General features: G+C 70.8%; 16 protein-coding genes. 10 read left to right on the top strand and 6 right to left on the bottom strand.

Going from position 1 to position 17,187, the window contains the following annotated elements; all coding sequences use genetic code 11:
• Positions 1-40: 40 nt before the first annotated feature.
• Together AC07DS_RS12055 and AC07DS_RS12060 are read left to right on the top strand one after the other, a co-directional pair.
• Positions 41-2,626: a bifunctional FO biosynthesis protein CofGH gene (locus AC07DS_RS12055; RefSeq protein WP_479144396.1), complete on the top strand. Its 2,586-nt coding sequence runs from the start codon at positions 41-43 to the stop codon at positions 2,624-2,626.
• A gap of 60 nt (positions 2,627-2,686) precedes the next feature.
• Positions 2,687-3,256 (top strand): hypothetical protein, encoded by a 570-nt coding sequence (locus AC07DS_RS12060; RefSeq protein ID WP_479144398.1) that lies wholly within the window; start codon positions 2,687-2,689, stop codon positions 3,254-3,256.
• 19 nt (positions 3,257-3,275) lie between these two features.
• Here the strand turns inward: AC07DS_RS12060 and AC07DS_RS12065 are convergent, their stop codons facing one another.
• A complete protein-coding gene (locus tag AC07DS_RS12065) occupies positions 3,276-3,812 on the bottom strand; it encodes a DUF2165 domain-containing protein (protein WP_479144400.1) in 537 nt (178 codons plus the stop codon).
• Positions 3,813-3,894: 82 nt separating this feature from the next.
• On the opposite strand from AC07DS_RS12065, the gene AC07DS_RS12070 reads away from it, so the two are divergent.
• The 5 genes from AC07DS_RS12070 (at position 3,895) to AC07DS_RS12090 (ending at position 8,445) form a co-directional block, all read left to right on the top strand.
• Positions 3,895-6,420 (top strand): tetratricopeptide repeat protein, encoded by a 2,526-nt coding sequence (locus tag AC07DS_RS12070; RefSeq protein WP_479144402.1) that lies wholly within the window; start codon positions 3,895-3,897, stop codon positions 6,418-6,420.
• Complete coding sequence (locus AC07DS_RS12075; protein ID WP_479144742.1) at positions 6,410-6,772, top strand: ATP-binding protein; 363 nt, start codon at positions 6,410-6,412, stop codon at positions 6,770-6,772. Before AC07DS_RS12070 ends, AC07DS_RS12075 begins: the two co-directional genes overlap by 11 nt.
• A 228-nt stretch (positions 6,773-7,000) precedes the next feature.
• Positions 7,001-7,795, top strand: coding sequence for a helix-turn-helix domain-containing protein (locus AC07DS_RS12080; protein WP_479144404.1), 795 nt, complete (start codon positions 7,001-7,003; stop codon positions 7,793-7,795).
• 30 nt (positions 7,796-7,825) lie between these two features.
• A complete protein-coding gene (locus AC07DS_RS12085) occupies positions 7,826-8,083 on the top strand; it encodes a hypothetical protein (protein ID WP_479144405.1) in 258 nt (85 codons plus the stop codon).
• Positions 8,084-8,091: 8 nt separating this feature from the next.
• Positions 8,092-8,445, top strand: coding sequence for a DUF6247 family protein (locus AC07DS_RS12090; protein WP_479144407.1), 354 nt, complete (start codon positions 8,092-8,094; stop codon positions 8,443-8,445).
• Here AC07DS_RS12090 and AC07DS_RS12095 read toward each other — a convergent pair.
• Complete coding sequence (locus AC07DS_RS12095) at positions 8,403-8,594, bottom strand: hypothetical protein (RefSeq protein ID WP_479144408.1); 192 nt, start codon at positions 8,592-8,594, stop codon at positions 8,403-8,405. The two genes, AC07DS_RS12090 and AC07DS_RS12095, sit on opposite strands and share 43 nt — an antisense overlap.
• Positions 8,595-8,600: 6 nt before the next feature.
• Complete coding sequence (locus tag AC07DS_RS12100) at positions 8,601-9,626, bottom strand: alpha/beta fold hydrolase (RefSeq protein WP_479144410.1); 1,026 nt, start codon at positions 9,624-9,626, stop codon at positions 8,601-8,603.
• Positions 9,627-9,732: 106 nt separating this feature from the next.
• Between AC07DS_RS12100 and AC07DS_RS12105 the strand changes: the two genes are divergently transcribed.
• Together AC07DS_RS12105 and AC07DS_RS12110 are read left to right on the top strand one after the other, a co-directional pair.
• Positions 9,733-10,473 carry a TetR/AcrR family transcriptional regulator gene (locus AC07DS_RS12105; protein ID WP_479144412.1) on the top strand — a complete coding sequence of 247 codons (741 nt, stop codon included), beginning with the start codon at positions 9,733-9,735 and terminating at the stop codon, positions 10,471-10,473.
• 95 nt (positions 10,474-10,568) lie between these two features.
• Positions 10,569-11,684, top strand: coding sequence for an ADP-ribosylglycohydrolase family protein (locus tag AC07DS_RS12110; protein WP_479144414.1), 1,116 nt, complete (start codon positions 10,569-10,571; stop codon positions 11,682-11,684).
• Between the two features lie 12 nt (positions 11,685-11,696).
• Here AC07DS_RS12110 and AC07DS_RS12115 read toward each other — a convergent pair whose 3' ends face one another.
• Complete coding sequence (locus AC07DS_RS12115; protein ID WP_479144744.1) at positions 11,697-13,256, bottom strand: sodium:solute symporter family protein; 1,560 nt, start codon at positions 13,254-13,256, stop codon at positions 11,697-11,699.
• Positions 13,257-13,360: 104 nt separating this feature from the next.
• Positions 13,361-14,149 carry an SDR family oxidoreductase gene (locus tag AC07DS_RS12120; RefSeq protein WP_479144416.1) on the bottom strand — a complete coding sequence of 263 codons (789 nt, stop codon included), beginning with the start codon at positions 14,147-14,149 and terminating at the stop codon, positions 13,361-13,363.
• 92 nt (positions 14,150-14,241) lie between these two features.
• On the opposite strand from AC07DS_RS12120, the gene AC07DS_RS12125 reads away from it, so the two are divergent.
• Positions 14,242-15,090 carry a hypothetical protein gene (locus tag AC07DS_RS12125; RefSeq protein ID WP_479144418.1) on the top strand — a complete coding sequence of 283 codons (849 nt, stop codon included), beginning with the start codon at positions 14,242-14,244 and terminating at the stop codon, positions 15,088-15,090.
• 9 nt (positions 15,091-15,099) lie between these two features.
• On the opposite strand, the gene AC07DS_RS12130 is transcribed toward AC07DS_RS12125, so the two are convergent.
• The gene (locus tag AC07DS_RS12130; protein WP_479144420.1) at positions 15,100-17,043 is read right to left on the bottom strand and encodes an MFS transporter; all 1,944 of its coding nucleotides are present in this window, start codon (positions 17,041-17,043) and stop codon (positions 15,100-15,102) included.
• Positions 17,044-17,187: the final 144 nt, after the last annotated feature.

The following is a 17,187-nucleotide window of genomic DNA, read 5'->3' on the forward strand; positions in this document are numbered from 1 at the left end:
GACCCCATTGGCGTGATCAGCCCGAACGTATGCTCAAGGAATGACGACTTCCGCGACCTCCGGGACCGGCCCGACCGAGAACTCCATGCGTCGCGCCCTCAAACGTGCCCGGGACGGCGTCGCCCTCGACGTCTCCGAGGCGGCGGTGCTCCTCCAGGCCCGCGGCGAGGCCCTCACCGACCTCGTCGCGTCCGCAGCCCGGGTGCGTGACGCGGGCCTTCAGGCGGCGGGCCGGCCCGGTGTCATCACCTACTCGAAGAGCGTCTTCATCCCCCTGACCCGGCTGTGCCGGGACAAGTGTCACTACTGCACCTTCGTCACCGTCCCGGGCAAGCTGCGCCGGGCGGGCCACGGGATGTTCATGTCCCCCGACGAGGTGCTCGACGTCGCCCGCAAGGGTGCCGCCCTCGGCTGCAAGGAAGCCCTGATCACGCTCGGCGACAAGCCGGAAGACCGCTGGCCGGAAGCGCGCGAGTGGCTGGACGCGCACGGCTACGACGACACCATCGCCTACGTCCGCGCCATCTCCGTCCGGATCCTGGAGGAGACGGGCCTGCTGCCCCATCTCAACCCGGGCGTGATGACGTGGACGGACTTCCAGCGGCTGAAGCCCGTGGCCCCCTCCATGGGCATGATGCTGGAGACGACGGCCACCCGGCTCTGGTCCGAGCCCGGCGGCCCGCACCACGGCTCCCCGGACAAGGAACCGGCCGTACGACTGCGGGTGCTGGAGGACGCGGGCCGCTCCTCGGTGCCCTTCACCTCCGGCCTGCTGATCGGCATCGGCGAGACGTACGAGGAGCGCGCGGAGTCCCTGTTCGCGCTGCGGAAGGTCTCGCGGGCCTACCACGGCATCCAGGAGCTGATCATCCAGAACTTCCGCGCCAAGCCGGACACGGCGATGCGCGGCATGCCGGACGCCGAACTGGACGACCTGGTCGCCACGGTGGCGGTGGCCCGGCACATCATGGGCCCGAGCGCCTGCCTCCAGGCCCCGCCGAACCTGGTGGACGCCGAGTACGAGCGGCTGATCGGCGCCGGTATCGACGACTGGGGCGGGGTGTCCCCGCTCACCATCGACCACGTCAACCCGGAACGCCCCTGGCCGTTGATCGAGGAACTCACCGAGCGTTCCCGCGCCGCCGGCTTCGAGCTGCGCGAACGCCTGTGCGTGTACCCCGAGTTCGTCCGCCGCGGCGAGCCCTGGCTGGACCCGCGCCTGCGCCCGCACGTGGCCGCGCTCGCCGACCCGGAGACCGGCCTGGCGCTGCCGGACGCGGTGGTCGAGGGACGTCCGTGGCAGGAGCCGGAGGAGGCCTTCGTGCCCAGCGGCCGCACGGACCTGCACCGCACGATCGACACCGAGGGCCGGACGGCCGACCGGCGCGACGACTTCGACGAGGTGTACGGCGACTGGGAGGCGCTGCGCGAGGCGGCGGCTCCCGGCATGGCGCCGGAGCGCATCGACACGGACGTACGGCAGGCGCTGCGTACGGCCGCCGACGACCCGACCCGGCTGACCGACGCCGAGGCCCTGGCCCTGTTCCACGCGGACGGCCCGGCGCTGGACGCGCTGTGCCGGGTGGCGGACGACGTGCGCAGATCGGCGGTGGGCGACGACGTGACGTACATCGTCACCCGCAACATCAACTTCACCAACGTCTGTTACACCGGCTGCCGCTTCTGTGCCTTCGCGCAGCGCAGGACGGACGCGGACGCGTACACGCTGTCGCTGGAGCAGGTGGCGGACCGGGCCCAGCAGGCGTGGGACGTGGGCGCGGTCGAGGTGTGCATGCAGGGCGGTATCCACCCCGACCTGCCCGGCACGGCGTACTTCGACATCGCGAAGGCGGTGAAGGAGCGGGTCCCCGGCATGCATGTGCACGCCTTCTCGCCGATGGAGGTGGTGAACGGAGCGACCCGCACCGGCATGTCGATCCGGGAGTGGCTGTCCGCCGCCAAGGAGGCCGGTCTCGACTCCATCCCCGGTACGGCGGCGGAGATCCTGGACGACGAGGTCCGCTGGGTGCTGACCAAGGGCAAGCTGCCGGCGGCCACGTGGATCGAGGTGATCACGACCGCCCACGAGCTGGGCATCCGCTCCTCCTCGACGATGATGTACGGGCACGTGGACCAGCCCCGCCACTGGCTCGGCCACCTGCGCACACTGGCCGGGATCCAGCAGCGGACGGGCGGCTTCACCGAGTTCGTGACGCTCCCCTTCATCCACACCAACGCGCCGGTGTACCTGGCGGGCATCGCGCGCCCCGGCCCGACCACGCGGGACAACCGGGCGGTGGCGGCGATGGCCAGGCTCCTTCTCCACCCCTACATCCCCAACATCCAGACAAGTTGGGTCAAACTGGGCGCGGAGGGTGCGGCGGAGATGCTCCGCTCCGGGGCGAACGACCTGGGCGGCACGCTGATGGAGGAGACGATCTCCCGCATGGCGGGCTCGTCGTACGGCTCGTACAAGTCGATCCGGGACCTGGTGGCCGTGGCCGAGGCGGCCGGCCGGCCGGCGAAGCCCCGCACCACGCTCTACGGACAGGTCCCGGACGAGCGCCGGCGTGCGGCCGAGGCCTCCGACGGGCACCTGCCGGATCTGCTGCCCGTCCTGGACTGAGTACGATGATCCGACCCCTGTGCTGAGAGGGGGGACCCGTAGCGGAGGAGATGCGTACCCGTGGCTGCCCGACTGCCCTCGTGGGCCTGGGTCTCCGGTCTGACGGCGGGGGCGACCGCGGCCGTCGTCTTCCTGGCCGTGCAGGCGGAACACGGGCCGCATCCCACGGCCGCGAAGGCCAGGCCCAGCGCGTCGGCGTCGGCGTCGGCGGGCGCCCACGCGCCCGCCAAGCCGAAGCCGTCGGGACCGCCCGCGCTGCCGGAGGAGTCCGGCACGGGCCGCCGGATCGTGTACTCGCTCGGCGAGAAGCGGGTGTGGCTCGTCGACGCGACCGGCAATGCCGGCCGCACCTTCTCGGTGTGGCCGGGCACGGTGAGCCCGCAGCCCGGCCGCTACTCGGTCACTCTGCGCATCCAGTCCCTCAAGGGCTCGGACGGCGTCGAGATCGAGCACATCATGTACTTCACCAAGGTGTCGGGCGTGAACATAGCCTTCTCCAACGCCCTCGACGGCGCCTCGCCGCCGCCCGCGAACGGCAAGAAGCTGGGCGGCATCCGTATGCACAAGGAAGACGGCGCCGCCCTGTGGGCCTACGGGGATCAGGGCACGACGGTGACAGTCGTCAAATAGCGCCACATGGCGCCCCGCTTCAGACGGCGTCGCGCTGCCCGCGGTCCGGCAGCAGGTTGACGATCAGGGCGACCCCGGTGAGCACGAGCACCCGGGACGCCGCGTCCAGCCCGTTCCAGGTCTTCGACTGCCACATCGAGAACCACTCACCACCGATCGCGATGAACCCGGCACCGAAGAGCAGCACCAGCATCAGCAGCCCGTAGGTGGAGAACCGCCGGGCCCGCCCGAAGTCCCGCCGCGCCCACAGCCAGGTGCCCGAGATCAGCACGAGTGCGGCGACGGTCTCCCACGCGATGATCGCGACGTACGCGGTGTCCTGAAGCGCGGTGCTCGTGATCGCCCGCCACATCAGGTTGTCGTCCTTGAAGGTCGTGTCCATCGCCAGGACATGCCGCACGAACTGCTGGTTCGTCCCGAAGTCGGTGATGTTGCCGAGCGCGACGAGGGCGATGTACAGGGCGAGTATGCCGGTGAGCACACCGGAAGCCAGGGCGACAGCGCCACCAGAGGTGCGGCTGGTGTCGGTGGTGGAGGTGGTGGGGGTGGTGGTCATGGCTGGATTCTCCCTGACGAACACCGCCTTCTCCCACGCGCATTGAGCCAGAATCAAGGGGGGCCACGGGGAGGGTGTGCGGATGTCGCAGGCACGACCGTCGATGCAGGAGCTGATCGGGCGGCGCAGGCGGGCGGGGTTCATCGGCCGGAGTGACGAACGGGCGGCATTCCGCGAGAACCTGGACCTTCCGCCCGAGGACGAACGCCACCGCTTCCTCTTCCACGTGCACGGCAACGCCGGTGTCGGAAAGACGTTCCTGGTGCGCGAGCTGGAGCAGATCGCGCGGGAGCGGGGAGCGCTGACGGCGTACGTCGACGAGGGCGCGGGGAGCGTGCCGGAGGCGATGGCGTCCATCAGCCGTGAATTCCTGCGACAGGGCCGGGAGTTCAAGAAGCTCGACAAGGCGTTGGGTGCGTACCGGGAACGGCGGCACGAGGCCGAAGTGGTGATGGCAGGGCTGGAGCCGGAGCCGGAGAGCCCGTCGGCGGTGACGGCGACGGCGGTACGGGCAGGGCTGGCCGGCCTCGGCATGCTGCCGGGAGCGGGTCCTTTCGTGGGCGCGGTCGACCCGGCTCAACTGGCTCGGCACGCCGACAGGTTGCGGCGGGGCCTCAGCGCCCGGTTCGGCAACCAGGACGACGTGCAGCTGGTGCTGTCACCCGAGCGGGAGCTGACACCCAGACTGCTCGACGAGCTGGCCACGGTGGCGGCCTCGGTGCCGTGGATCGTCCTGTTCTTCGACACGTACGAGAGGATCGGGCCGTTCGTCGACAGCTGGCTGCACGAGCTGATGACGACGGACCGACACGGGGCGCTGCCCGCCAATGTGGTCGTGGTAACGGCCGGCCAGCGCCCCTTCGACACGGCCCGCTGGGGCGGCTTCGCGGACTTCATGACGTACGTGCCGCTCGGGCCGTTCACGGAGGCGGAGGCCCGGGGACTGCTGGCGGACCGGGGTGTGCGGGACGAGCCGGTCGTAGCGGAGGTCCTGCGGTTGACGGGCGGGCTGCCGGTGCTCGTCTCCACCCTCGCGGAGGCGAGGCCCGTCGATCCGGGCGACGTGGGGGATCCGAGCGCGGACGCCGTGGAGCGGTTTCTGAAGTGGGAGCGGGATCCCGTGCGGCGGGGGGTGGCTCTGGCCTGTGCGGCGCCCCGGCGACTCGACGCGGACGTGTTCCGGGCCGTGGTGGAGTGCGACGAGGCGACGAGGACATCAGCCGCTGCCGCGGCGGGCGACGCGCTGTACGGGTGGCTGAGGGGACTGCCGTTCGTCGACGGGCGCGGCGAGGGGGTCCGGTACCACGACGTCGTACGGGCGCCGATGCTGCGGCTGCAGCGGGCGCGGTCGCCCCGGGGATGGGGGGAGCTGCAGCGACGGCTGGCGGGGGTGTTCGAACAGTGGCGGGGTGAGCTCGAAGGGGCGCGGGACAGCGAGGAGCTGTGGGCGGACAAGGAGTGGCGGGAGCTGCGGCTGGCCGAGTCGTATCACCGGCTGTGCGCGGGGGACCGGGAGGCGTTGCCGAGCGTACTGCGGGAGTTCGTTCACGCCTGCGCCGCCGGTGACGCCACCGCCCAGCGGTGGGCGCGGGCCCTCGCGGACGCGGGCGAGGACGCCGACGCGGGGTCCGTGGCTCGCTGGGGAGGCGATCTGACGCAGGCCCTCGAGAACGGCGGAGTGGCCGCCGCACTCGGGTGGCTGCTGAATCGAGCGGCGCTCGACGAGCCGGACCGGGCGCTCGCCCACGTGGCGCGGGGCAACGCGCTGCGGCGCGGCGGGGCGTACGGAGAGGCACTGGCCGCATTCGAGAGGGCCCTCGCGCTGGATCCCGGGCTGGCGCGGGCCTACCGCGGCCGGGCCCTGACCCACGGCGAGCTGGGGGACTACGAGGCGGCACTCGCGGACATGGAAGAGGCCGTGGCGCTCGCGCCGGACGACCCGTGGAGTCACGCGGTGCGCGGCGAGTACCACCGCATGCTGCGCGACCACGACGAGGCGATCCGGCATCTGGACGAGGCGATCCGGCTCGACCCGACCAGCGACTTCGCCTGGGCGTCCCGAGGCGCCACCTGGCTCGCCCGCGGGGAACTCGACAACGCCCTCGCCAATCTGAACCACGCCCTGGAACTCAACCCGGACTACGCGTGGGCGCTCGCCCGCCGGGCCCGCGTATGGCGCGCCCGCGCCGAGCCCGCCCGTCAGCTCGCCGACCTCGACCGTGCCCTCGCCCTCCAGCCGGACTGGGCCTGGGGCCGCTGCGAACGCGGTGACGCCCTCCGCGTGGCCGGGCGCGACGAGGAAGCCCTCGCCGACTACGACCGTGCGCTCGCCCTCGACCCCGAGTACGCATCGGCGTACGCGAGCCGGGGGGTGTCGTTGTCCAACCTCGGCCGTCACACGGAGGCGCTGGCTGACCTGGACCGTGCCGTCCAGCTGCGGCCGGAGTACCCCTGGGCGGAGTGCCGGCGGGGGATCGTCCTCCTCGAACTGGGCTCCCCCGATGCGGCTCTGGCCGCCCTGGACAAGGCGAAGGCTCTGTCACCGCACGACGAGTGGATCCTCGAGTGGCACGGCAGGGCGCTGGCTGCCCTCAGCGATCGGCCGTGAACGCCAGGAACTCCGTCCAGGTGGCGTCCTTGAAGGTGAGTCGGGCACCTTCGAGGAGGCGGCGCAGGTGGTGGCGGAGCTGGCCGCAAACGCCGTACTGCACGGGCGGGTCAGGGGACGGGACTTCCGGCTCGGGCTGAAGCTGTACGACGACGGCACGCTCCGTATCGAGGTGACCGACGCCCGGGGTGACCGGATCCCGGCCGGCCCGGATCCGGCGGACGGTGAGTCGGAGACCGGCCGGGGATTGCTGATCGTTGCGGCCTGCGCCCACCGTTGGGGCGTGGATGAAGCCCCAGCCAACGCCAAGACCGTCTGGGCCGAACTCGCGCCGGGACGCGACGGGCCATGACCCGGCGGCACCCGACGCCAAAAGACCTAAAGAACCGGGGAAAGAACCGAACCCACCCCCACCGCCCCCGTCGATCACCCGCCGGAGTGAATATGCCCAACGCAACTGGCGCGGCGGGGCAGTTGTGGTGCAGCGTCAGCGACAACAAGTCCACACATGCTTCGGCCCTCGCCGGGACGGCAATCCCAGTGCGAGGGCCTGATCACCTAGGAAGTAAGCCCCTTCCCGATGACTGACAAGCAGCCTAGCGCGCACGCGCCCGCCAAGACCCGGCCTTCGCACTCCGGCGTCACCCATGTGAAGGAACGCCTCGACGGCAACTTCACCGTCATCAGCAATGAACTGCTCCAGCACCCGGAGTTGTCCTCCACGGCGAAGGGCATCGGGGGCTACATCCAATCGCTGCCCGAGGGCGCCCCGGTCGGCATCAAGGCGTTGGCGGAGCAGTTGCCCGAGGGGGAGATCAGGATCGCCTCGGCCCTGCGCGAGTTGGAGAAGTACGGGTTCTACTCACGCCCCAAGGAGCGTCTTTCATCGGGCCAGGTCGTGACCCGCACGATCTGGTACAACAGGCCGCGTCTCGCGGTGGCGGAAGCCGCCCGGGCCCCTGAGGAGTCGGCTGCCGTCCCTGCCCCGCTCAAGGCTCCGGCGCCGCGCCGCAAGGCCGCCGAACTGCTCGCCGGACTTCGCGCGCACGATTCCCGCCTGCTCCTCACCGAACGCGACGTACACCGTCTGGCCCCGTCCGTCACCGAGTGGCTGGACAGAGGCGTGCCCCCCACAGCCGTCGTACGCACCCTCACGACAGGTCTCCCTCAGGACCCGATCAAGCACCCGGCGGCCCTCCTGGCCCACCGCCTCACCACCCAACTGCCCCCGAACCTGCCCGATGCTCCGCCCCCGAGCGTCATGCCACCTCGCCCGGACCCGCTCCAGACCTGCGACGGCTGCGATCGGGCCTTCCGGGCCCCGCAGCCAGGGCGCTGCCGCGACTGCCGGGCGCCGTCCGAGCAAGCGGCCTGACCCGCCGCGCTCCCTCAGGAGAGGAATCCGATGACCTACCAGTACCGGCCGACGGACTACAGGTACCGGCCCATGCCCAAGGCACGCATCTTCGCGGGGCACGACGACCTTGCCCAGCACCCGGAGTTGTCCCTCATGGCGATCGGCGTCGGGGTCCACCTCCGGATGCTGCCCGAAGGGGCCCCGACCAGCGTCCAGGCGCTGGCCTCGCAGCTCCGGGACAGCGAGTTCGAGATCGCCGCCGCCCTGCAGGAGCTGAAAGACCACGGCTTCCTCCCCAAGGCCTGACGGCTCCCATGCCCGAGCTGACGCCGGACGCGTTGCGCGCGGCGGTCGCGTGCATGGCTCCGAGTCGGGTTCCGGCGCTGACGCAGCACCTCTTCGAAGCCGCGACCAACGCCCAGCAGACCCGGGATCTTGCGCCGCTGCGCGCCTTCGTTCACTCCTGGGCCGTGTTCGTGGCGATCGAACGGCACCCCGAACGTGCCGCCCGGTTGAGAGAGCTGGAGCGGATCGTGGATGCGGGGGAGCAGGACCCGACAGGAGCCATTGCGGAGATCCTCGCGATCCGTGAGGCGGCCGAGGCGGAGGCCGGGCTGTGCGCGGCTCACCGCTCCGCAGCCGGGACGAGTCCCGGCGTGAACCTGTAGGAGATCGACTCCATCAGCGGCTTGCGCTTGGTGTTGTGGCAGGCCGCGATGCGCCACGCGCCGTCGCTCTCGCGGACCAGGGTGTACGTCTGGATCTTGGTGAGCTGTGCGGCCGCTTGCCCTTGTAGGTGTCGCCGCGCCTGCGGCACGGCGCTTCAGCGCTCCGCCGCGTCCCCCGTCACCACGGGCCGCACCTTGCGCAGCATCAGGTCCAGGAACTGGTCCGGGTGCCGGAAGGACGCGAAGTGGCTCGCCTCCTTGATGAGGGCGAAGTCCTTCACGGGGGCCGTGACCTCCTCGTGGAAGCGGCGGGCCGGCTCCGGTGGGGTCAGGACGTCGCTGTCACCCTGGAAGAGGAAGAAGGGGAGGCGGAAGGACGTGCCCTCGGCCCGTTCGTCGACCGTCATCGCCTGCGGGCCCAGCTGCTCGGAGAAGTTCATGCCCTTCAGGTACGAGCGCAGCCCGCGCAGGTTGTGGAACGGGGAGAACCAGAGCGAGCGCATCACCACCGTCTTCATCGTGTCGTAGGTCAGCGGGTCGGTGGTGACGACGATCTTCGCGTACTCCGCCCACTCGTGCGCGGACCAGGCCGTGCGGTCCGGGCCCATCGCCACCACCTTCGCCAGCTCCTTCTTCTTGCCCGCCTTCTCCAGCCGGGCCAGCAGTGCCTCGTACGACGAGGTGTCGCGGCCGCCGCCGATGATGTTCTGGTCGGTGCCGACGTACGCCGAGTACAGCTCCGGGTGGTTGCGGGCCAGTCGCAGACCGGTGACCGTGCCGAAGCTGTTGGCGACGAGGAGGAGCTTGGCGACGCCCAGGCGGGCGCGGACGTGTTCCGTCACCTCCAGGGCGTCGGCGTAGAGGCGGTCGAGCGTCATCTCGCCCTGGCCGGCCTGGCCGCCCGCCGTGAACGTCCGGCCCGCACCCCGCATGTCCCAGCGCACGATCGTGAAGTGCCGCTCCCAGGCGCGGGTGCGCGGGGTGAAGATCAGGTTGGAGGCGCCGGGGCCGCCGTGGATCTCCAGGATCACGGGGTTCGACAGGTCCTCGCCGCGGATGGAGATCCACTGGTCGATGCCGCCGATGCGGACGTACGCCCCCTCGTCGATGCCGTTCGGTGCGGTGATGCGCAGCTTCTTCGCGAGCGACCTGCGCTTGAGGGCCCGGTAGGTGAGCAGCATGAGTGTTCCCCTTAAACTGTTTATGCCGTCAGCAGTTGAGTTTACGGTATATACAGTTGGTGGGTGGAGTCAACGGGCTTCGTCCGGACCGAAGGGGAGGGACCGCATGGCCGCCCGGAACAAGGAGCAGGACAAGCCGCGTGATCCGCGGGCGAGCCTCGCGCTGCTGTGGGGCGAGCAGGAGCAGCCCACCCGCGGGCCCAAGCCGAAGCTGTCCCCGCAGCGGATCGCCGCGGCCGCCGTCGAACTGGCCGATGGGGAAGGGCTGGACGCCGTCTCGATGAGCAAGGTGGCCGGCGGGTTCGGTGTCTCGGGGATGGCGCTGTACCGGTACGTCCCCGGCAAGACCGAACTCGTCGAGCTGATGGTGGAGGCGGTGCTCGCCGAGGGCCCGGATCTGTCGGGTGTGCCGGGCGGTGACTGGCGGGCGGGGGTGCGCGAGTGGGTGCGGCAGTGTGCGCGGGTCTACTCCGACCACCCCTGGCTGCTCTCCGCCGTCGCGATGCGTCGCCAGGTCATGGGGCCCAGGCAGCTGGGCTGGCTGGATGCGGCGCTCGCAGCCCTCGAACCGACCGGCCTCGGCGCCGCCCAGCGGCACCAGGTGTTCCTGCTCCTCGTCGGACTCGTGCGCAACCTCGCCCAGCAGATCTCCGACCACGACGAGGAGCAGGACCGGGAGTGGGACCGGCTCACCGGCGAACTCCTCGCCCGGCACGCGGACCGCTTCCCGGCCCTCACCAGGGCGATCGCCGAGGGCGCCTTCGACCCGGCCGGTGTCGATCCGCTCGACTTCGGCCTCGACCGGATTCTGGACGGGGTCGAAGCGCTCATGGCTGTACGGGAATGACCGTGCGGGCACGATTTGCCCCCGTGAACCGATCGTCCCAGGTCGATTACAGTGCTGAGCGTCGTACGTACGGACGGTGCCGTGAGGAGGTCTGAGTGAGTACGACGTCCGTTGCCGTCTGGGGCCGCGTGGAGCAGCAGGACTTCCGCAGCCGGGTGCGCGGCACCCTGCTCGGTGTGGCCGTCGGCGACGCGCTCGGCGGGCCTGCCGACGCGCTCGCCCTGGACGAGATCCGTTCCGTGTACGGCGGGGAAGGACTGCTCGACCTGGCCTTCGGGCAGGGGCGGCGCGGTACCGTCACGCACCACACCCAGCTCACCCTCTTCACGGTGGACGGGCTGATCCGCGCCCAGGTGCGCCGCGACACCGGTGCCTGGCATCCGCCGACCGATCTGCACCGGGCGTATCTGCGGTGGGCGGCCACCCAGCGGGACTGGGGGCCCGACGAGCGCCGCAAGGACGACGGCTGGCTGGCGCGGGAGGAGTGGCTGTACGCCCGGCGGGACCCGACCCGGGCCCTGCTCGGGGGACTCGGCGACGAGGCCATGGGCACGCTGGAGGCCCCGAAGAACCCCGGTGAACTGGGCCCGGAGGCCGTGGCCCGCTCCGGCCCCTTCGGTCTCCTGGTCGGCTGGGAACCCCAACTGGTCATCCAGCTGGCCGTGGAGTGCGCCGCCCAGACCCACGGCCACCCCATCGCCTACCTCTCGGCGGGCGCGTACGCCGTCATCGTGCACGCGCTGGCCCGCGGGGAGAGCCTGGACGGCGCCGTGCAGCGGGCCCTCGCCCTGCTCGCCGCCCGCCCCGGTCACCAGCCCGTCTCCGACGCTCTCCAGCACGCGCTCGGCGCGGTACGGCAGGGGCTGCCCGGTCCGTCCCGGGTGGAGGAACTGGCCGGCGACGGCACGGCCGACGGTCTGCTGGCCGCGTCCGTGTACTGCGCGCTGGTGGGAGAGGACGTGCGTCACGGCCTCTGCCTCGCGGTGAACCAGAGCGGCCCCTCCGCCGCGGCGGGCGCCCTCACCGGCGGGCTCCTCGGCGCCCTCCACGGCGAAACGGCCCTCCCCCCGGCCTGGCTGACCGAGCTGGAGGGCCGTCCGACGATCCTGGAACTCGCCGACGACTTCGCGATGGAGATGACCCAGGGGCCCGCGCTGCACGGCCCCGCGGGGTCGTCCCCGGGGTGGCTGGCCCGATACCCGCGGGCCTGAGCCGGGTGTCCGCTACGGCGCTCCCACCACGTCGTCCCCCGCGCCCGCCGGCACCGGGACCGCCGCCGTGCCGTCCCCGTCCGTGTTGAGCTTCTCGATGACCGCCAGGCGCTCGGGGGTGTCCTCGGGCTTCAGGTAGCCGATGAGGACGTACAGGACCAGGGAGACCGCCAGCGGGATCGAGACCTGGTACTGGAGCGGGACTCCGCCGTCGACGTTCCAGTTGATCGGGTAGTTGACCAGCCAGAAGGCCAGCAGGCCCGCCGCCCAGCTGGTGAGTGCCGCCGTCGGGCCGGAGCGGCGGAACGTGCGCAGCAGACCCAGCATCATCGGGATCGCGATCGGGCCCATGAGACCGGCGACCCACTTGATGACGACCGTGATGATGTCCTTGAAGGCGGGGGAGTTGACCTGCGTCGCGACCGTCATGGACAGACCGAGGAAGACGACGGTCGTCACCCGGGCCGCGATCAGGCCCGAACGCTGCGTCCACGACCGCGCCTTCGCCGACACCACCGGTGCCACGTCGCGCGTGAACACCGCGGCGATCGCGTTCGCGTCCGAGGAGCACATGGCCATCGTGTGCGAGAAGAAACCGACGATGACGAGACCCAACAGGCCGTGCGGCAGCAGCTGTTCGGTCATCAGGGCGTAGGAGTCCGAGCCGTCCGGCTTCTGCGCGTGGACGAGCAGCGGGGACATCCACATGGGGAAGAAGAGGACGACCGGCCAGACCAGCCACAGGATCGACGACAGGCGTGCCGAGCGCTCCGCCTCGTGCGCGCTGCCCGTGGCCATGTAGCGCTGGGCCTGGTTGAGCATGCCGCCGTTGTACTCGAAGAGCTTGATGAACAGGAACGCGAGCAGGAAGACTGTGCCGTACGGGCCGACCAGCGGCTTGCCGTGGCCGTGCAGCGCGGGCTCGTCCCAGGCGCCGAGGAAGCCGATGTTCTTGTCGTTCAGCTTCAGCACGACCGCGACGAACATCGATATGCCGGCCAGCAACTGGATGACGAACTGGCCGAGTTCGGTCAGCGCGTCCGCCCACAGGCCGCCGATCGTGCAGTAGACGGCGGTGATCGCGCCGGTGATGAGGATGCCCTGGTTCAGCGACACCCCCGTGAACACCGACAACAGGGTCGCGATCGCCGCCCACTTGGCGCCCACGTCCACGATCTTCAGCAGCATGCCCGACCAGGCGAGCGCCTGCTGCGTGGGCAGGTTGTAGCGGCTCTTCAGGTACTCCAGCGGGGACGCCACATGGAGCCGGGACCGCAGCCGGTTGATGCGCGGCGCGAACAGCTTGGAGCCGATGGCGATGCCGAGCGCTATCGGGAAGGACCAGGTGATGAAGGAGGTGACGCCGTAGGTGTAGGCGATCCCCGCGTACCCCGTGAACATCACCGCGCTGTAGCCCGACATGTGGTGCGAGATGCCGGACAGCCACCAGGGCATCTTGCCGCCGGCCGTGAAGAAGTCGCTGACGTTGTCGACGCGCTTGTGCGACCAGACGCCGATCGCGACCATCACTCCGAAGTAGCCGATCAGTACGGCCCAGTCGAGACTGTTCATGTGCTCGATCGTGGGTGCGGTCACGTGAACACGACAAGCAACAGTAAGGTCAAGTCGGAGTAAAGATGTTCGGTGAGGTGACTGACGTTCATCTATATGAACGGCTATCGCATCAGCTCCCCCGCGTTGACCAGCAACGACTGTCCCGTGACGGCCCTCGCCCGGTCCGAGGCCAGGAACACCGCCGCGTCGGCCACGTCCCCGTCCGTCGCCAGCTCCGGCAGCGCCATCCGCTCCGTCAGCCGCCCGAGCACCTCCGCCTCCGGCACCCCTTCCGTATGCGCGGTGAACCGGACGTACGCCTGCACCGGCGGCCCCCACATCCAGCCCGGCAGTACCGTGTTGACCCGGATCCGATCCGGTCCCAGCTCCCGCGCCAGTGAGTACATCGCGCTGGTCAGCGCCCCCTTCGAGGCGGCGTACGCGGCCTGCTTCACCTGTGAGGGTGCGGCGACCGCCGACTGCGTCCCGACGAAGACGACCGATCCGCCGCCCGCCGCCCTCAGAGCCGGCAGGCACGCCCGTGTCATCCGCAGCGTCCCCAGCAGGTTCACGTCGATGACCGACTGCCAGGTCGCGAAGTCCGCGTCCTCGACCCCGCCGAAGTAGGAGTCCCAGGCGGCCACGTGTACCACGGCGTGGACGGCCCCGAAGCGGTCCCGCGCCAGTGCGGCCAGCGCCTCGCACTGCCCCTCGTCGGTGATGTCGGTCGCCCGGTACGCCGTGTGCCCGCCGGCCGGATCGATCTCGGCCGCGCTCTTGGCGAGGTTCGTCTCGGTGCGCGCCCCCAGTACCGCGTTCCCGCCGTCCCGTACGACGGCCGCCGCGACCTGATGGCCGAGCCCGGCCCCGACCCCCGAGACGACGACGGTCTTGCCTGCGAGCAGTGACATGGCGGACCTCCAGCTGTCCTGGCTCTGGCGCATCATCTGACGGAGCGTCAGAGTATGGGCGAGTGGAGGAGGACGGAAGGGGAGGAGCGTTCATGTCCGAGGAGACCGACACCCGTAGTGAGACGTACGCCGAACTGGCCGCCGTGGGCCCCTACGGCGTCCGCCCCGGCCACGCCCTGATCACCATGGTCGAGCCGCATCCCGGCCACGAGTACGCCTACAACCGCTGGTACGAGGACGACCACTACTACGCCGGCGCCATGGCCATGCCCTGGATGTACGCCGGCCGCCGCTGGGTCGCCACCCGCGATCTGCAGCTCCTGCGCTACCCGGAGAAGTCGGCCGTCGCCGAGCCCGTCACGGCCGGCTGCTACATCTCCACGTACTGGATCACCGACGGCCGCTACGACGACCACATGAAGTGGACCGTCGCCATCAACAAGCGCCTCAACCGCGACGCCCGCGTCCACCACGCCCGCACCCACGTCTTCACGGCCTTCCAGGACCACGAGACGACGGTCTACCGGGACGGCGCGGCGGGCCCCCGGGACTTCCACGCCCTCGACCATCCGTACGCGGGCCTGGTGGCCGGGGTGATCGACGCGGAGTCGGCGGAGCAGCGGGCGCGGCTCGTCGAGTGGCTGACCGCCCGCCATCTGCCCCGCCGTCTGGCGGGGTCCCCGGCCGCGATGGTGACAGTGTTCCGGCCCACGCCCCTGCCCGGCGACCGTATGACCTACGTGAAACAGGTCGAGGGCGTCGACACCCGCCTGACCCTTCTCTGGTTCCTGGAGAAGGACCCGCGGGAGTGCTGGGAGGAGCACTTCACGGGGTGGGACGAGCAGGTGGCGGAGTCAGGCCTGGGCCGGGTCGAACTGATGGCCCCGTTCATCCCCACGATCCCGGGCACGGACCGGTACGTCGCGGAGCTTCGCGGCTGACAGCCGGGCTCACTTCAGCTCGTCGGGGCAGGGAGTACCCCGCGGCAGCTGATACGGCGCGGCCAGGTGGTACGTCCCGGCCTTCGGCGCGAGCAGCGTCGTCCACTTGTCGCCCTTGGAGTCCTCCGGCGACTCCATCAGGCACCCGTTGACGTTGTCGTACGTCAAGCCGTCGGAGGCCTTCTGCGGCGGCTTCAGGCTCTTGCCCTGCCCGTCGACGATGCTCAGCCACGGCGAGTACGGGATCTTGATCAGGATCCGGCCCGGCTTGTGCACCTGCAGCGTCCACTCGCCCTGCTCGGCCCGGTCCACCACCGTGTTCGGCTCGGCGAGCGACGTCGGATCGGTCACCCGGAACAGCTGCCAGTTGGCGTCGCCCCAGATCTGCTTCAGGTACGGCATCCCGCGCTGCAGCAGCTGCCGCTCGCGCACGCCGCCGTCGCCGTCCGGATTGTCCTTGGGCAGCACGACGAAGTGCACGGCCCACCGCTGGAGCCACTCGTGGTAGTTCGCCGAGTTGAGCGTGTCGTCGTAGAAGAGCGGGTTGCGCTCCATGTCGGCCTGCCGGTTCCAGCCGCGGGCCAGGTTGACGTAGGGCGCGAGCGCGGAGGCCTCGCGGTGCGAGCGCGCCGGGACCACCTCGACCCTGCCCTTCTCCGCGCCGACGTTCTGGAGCTGGTTGACCAGGGGCGCCAGCTCACGGGCCCAGGACGCGGCAGGGGTCGTGTGGATGATGTCGTCGACCGTCTTGAAGCCGATCCAGCCGACGAAGCCCAGGAACGCCACCACGGCCACGTACCACTTGCGTGAGCGCGGCACCGTGTACGGCAGGGCGGCGATCAGTGCCGCACCCGCGAACAGCATCGGCAGCCGCGAGATGTTCGAGCCGATCTGCGAGTTGATCAGCCAGACCAGGACGACGCCGAGGCTGTAGACGGCGGCCGTCAGCCGTACCGTGATCCACTCCTTGGGGACGAGGAACAGGCACAGCAGGCCGTACGCCAGGGGCATGATCACCGAGCCGAAGATCATCGGCTGGGTGCCCGAGAACGGGAACAGCCACGCCGAGACGGCGACCACCGCCGTGGGCGCGAGCCCCAGCGCCCACGCGCCGGGCCGCCGCTTCTGCAGGAACAGCGCGGCGGCGACCAGGCCCACGAACAGCCCCGCGACCGGCGAGGCCATCGTGGCGAGCGCCGCCAGTGGGGCGGCGACCAGGGCCTTCGCCCAGCGTTTGTACCGCCACCGGTAGGGCCAGCAGAAGACGGCCGCGACCGCGCCGAGCGCGAACATCGTGCCGAGCCCGAAGGTCACCCGTCCGGACACCGCGTTGCAGAGCAGCGCGAAGACCCCGGCCATCGCGGCCCACAGCGGGTTCTTCACCGCCCGGCTGCGGATCAGCACGAGCGTCAGCAGGCCCGCCGAGACCGTCCCGGCGATCATCATCGTCGTACGGACGCCGAGGATCGACATCAGATACGGCGACACCACGCTGTACGAGACCGGGTGCATGCCCCCGTACCAGGCGAGGTTGTACGCCGAGTCCGGGTGCCGGCCGACGAACTCCGCCCAGGCGTCCTGGGCCGCGAGGTCGCCGCCGCTGTTCGCGAACGTGAAGAACCAGACGATGTGCAGGAGGCCGGCGAGAGCCGTGACCGACAGCACGGGGTGCAGCAGGAGCCGCTGCCGCAGGGGCTCGGCAGCGACGAGGAGCCGGGCGAGCCGGCCCTGACGTGCGGTCGTGCGGCCGTACGGTCGGTCGTCCGTACGGCCGCCTGTCCGCTCGTCCGCGTGGCTGTCCGTGTGGTTGTCCCTGTGGCTGTCGGTGCGGTCCACGCGATGACCGTCCGTGTCGGCGCGACCGTCCGTGTCAGCCGTGGACAGGCGTATTCGAGGGCCGGAACCCGGGTCCGGGTCGGCGTCGTCCGCGCGTGTCGGCTCGGTTGTGGCCACCTGAAGGCACTCCCCGTGTCCCGTCTTCTGTTCTCGGCCGTGTCCCTCGGTGTTACCGGCCGCTTCTCGTCCAGTTCGCGGCCCCGTCCCATGGACCGGCGAGCTGCCCCGTTTCGTGACGCTAGCACGCACCCCGCCGCGGGG

The sequence above is a fragment of the Streptomyces sp. NPDC044064 genome (genome assembly GCF_056434245.1).

Bases quoted from the DNA above. Each gene is read 5' to 3' on its own strand.
- AC07DS_RS12105 (WP_479144412.1), top strand. From the start codon at position 9,733: ATGGCCGCCCGGAACAAGGAGCAGGACAAGCCGCGTGATCCGCGGGCG.
- AC07DS_RS12080 (WP_479144404.1), top strand. From the start codon at position 7,001: ATGACTGACAAGCAGCCTAGCGCGCACGCGCCCGCCAAGACCCGGCCT.
- AC07DS_RS12070 (WP_479144402.1), top strand. From the start codon at position 3,895: ATGTCGCAGGCACGACCGTCGATGCAGGAGCTGATCGGGCGGCGCAGG.
- AC07DS_RS12115 (WP_479144744.1), bottom strand. From the start codon at position 13,256: ATGAACAGTCTCGACTGGGCCGTACTGATCGGCTACTTCGGAGTGATG.
- AC07DS_RS12085 (WP_479144405.1), top strand. From the start codon at position 7,826: ATGACCTACCAGTACCGGCCGACGGACTACAGGTACCGGCCCATGCCC.
- AC07DS_RS12125 (WP_479144418.1), top strand. From the start codon at position 14,242: ATGTCCGAGGAGACCGACACCCGTAGTGAGACGTACGCCGAACTGGCC.
- AC07DS_RS12100 (WP_479144410.1), bottom strand. From the start codon at position 9,626: ATGCTGCTCACCTACCGGGCCCTCAAGCGCAGGTCGCTCGCGAAGAAG.
- AC07DS_RS12090 (WP_479144407.1), top strand. From the start codon at position 8,092: ATGCCCGAGCTGACGCCGGACGCGTTGCGCGCGGCGGTCGCGTGCATG.
- AC07DS_RS12055 (WP_479144396.1), top strand. From the start codon at position 41: ATGACGACTTCCGCGACCTCCGGGACCGGCCCGACCGAGAACTCCATG.
- AC07DS_RS12120 (WP_479144416.1), bottom strand. From the start codon at position 14,149: ATGTCACTGCTCGCAGGCAAGACCGTCGTCGTCTCGGGGGTCGGGGCC.
- AC07DS_RS12065 (WP_479144400.1), bottom strand. From the start codon at position 3,812: ATGACCACCACCCCCACCACCTCCACCACCGACACCAGCCGCACCTCT.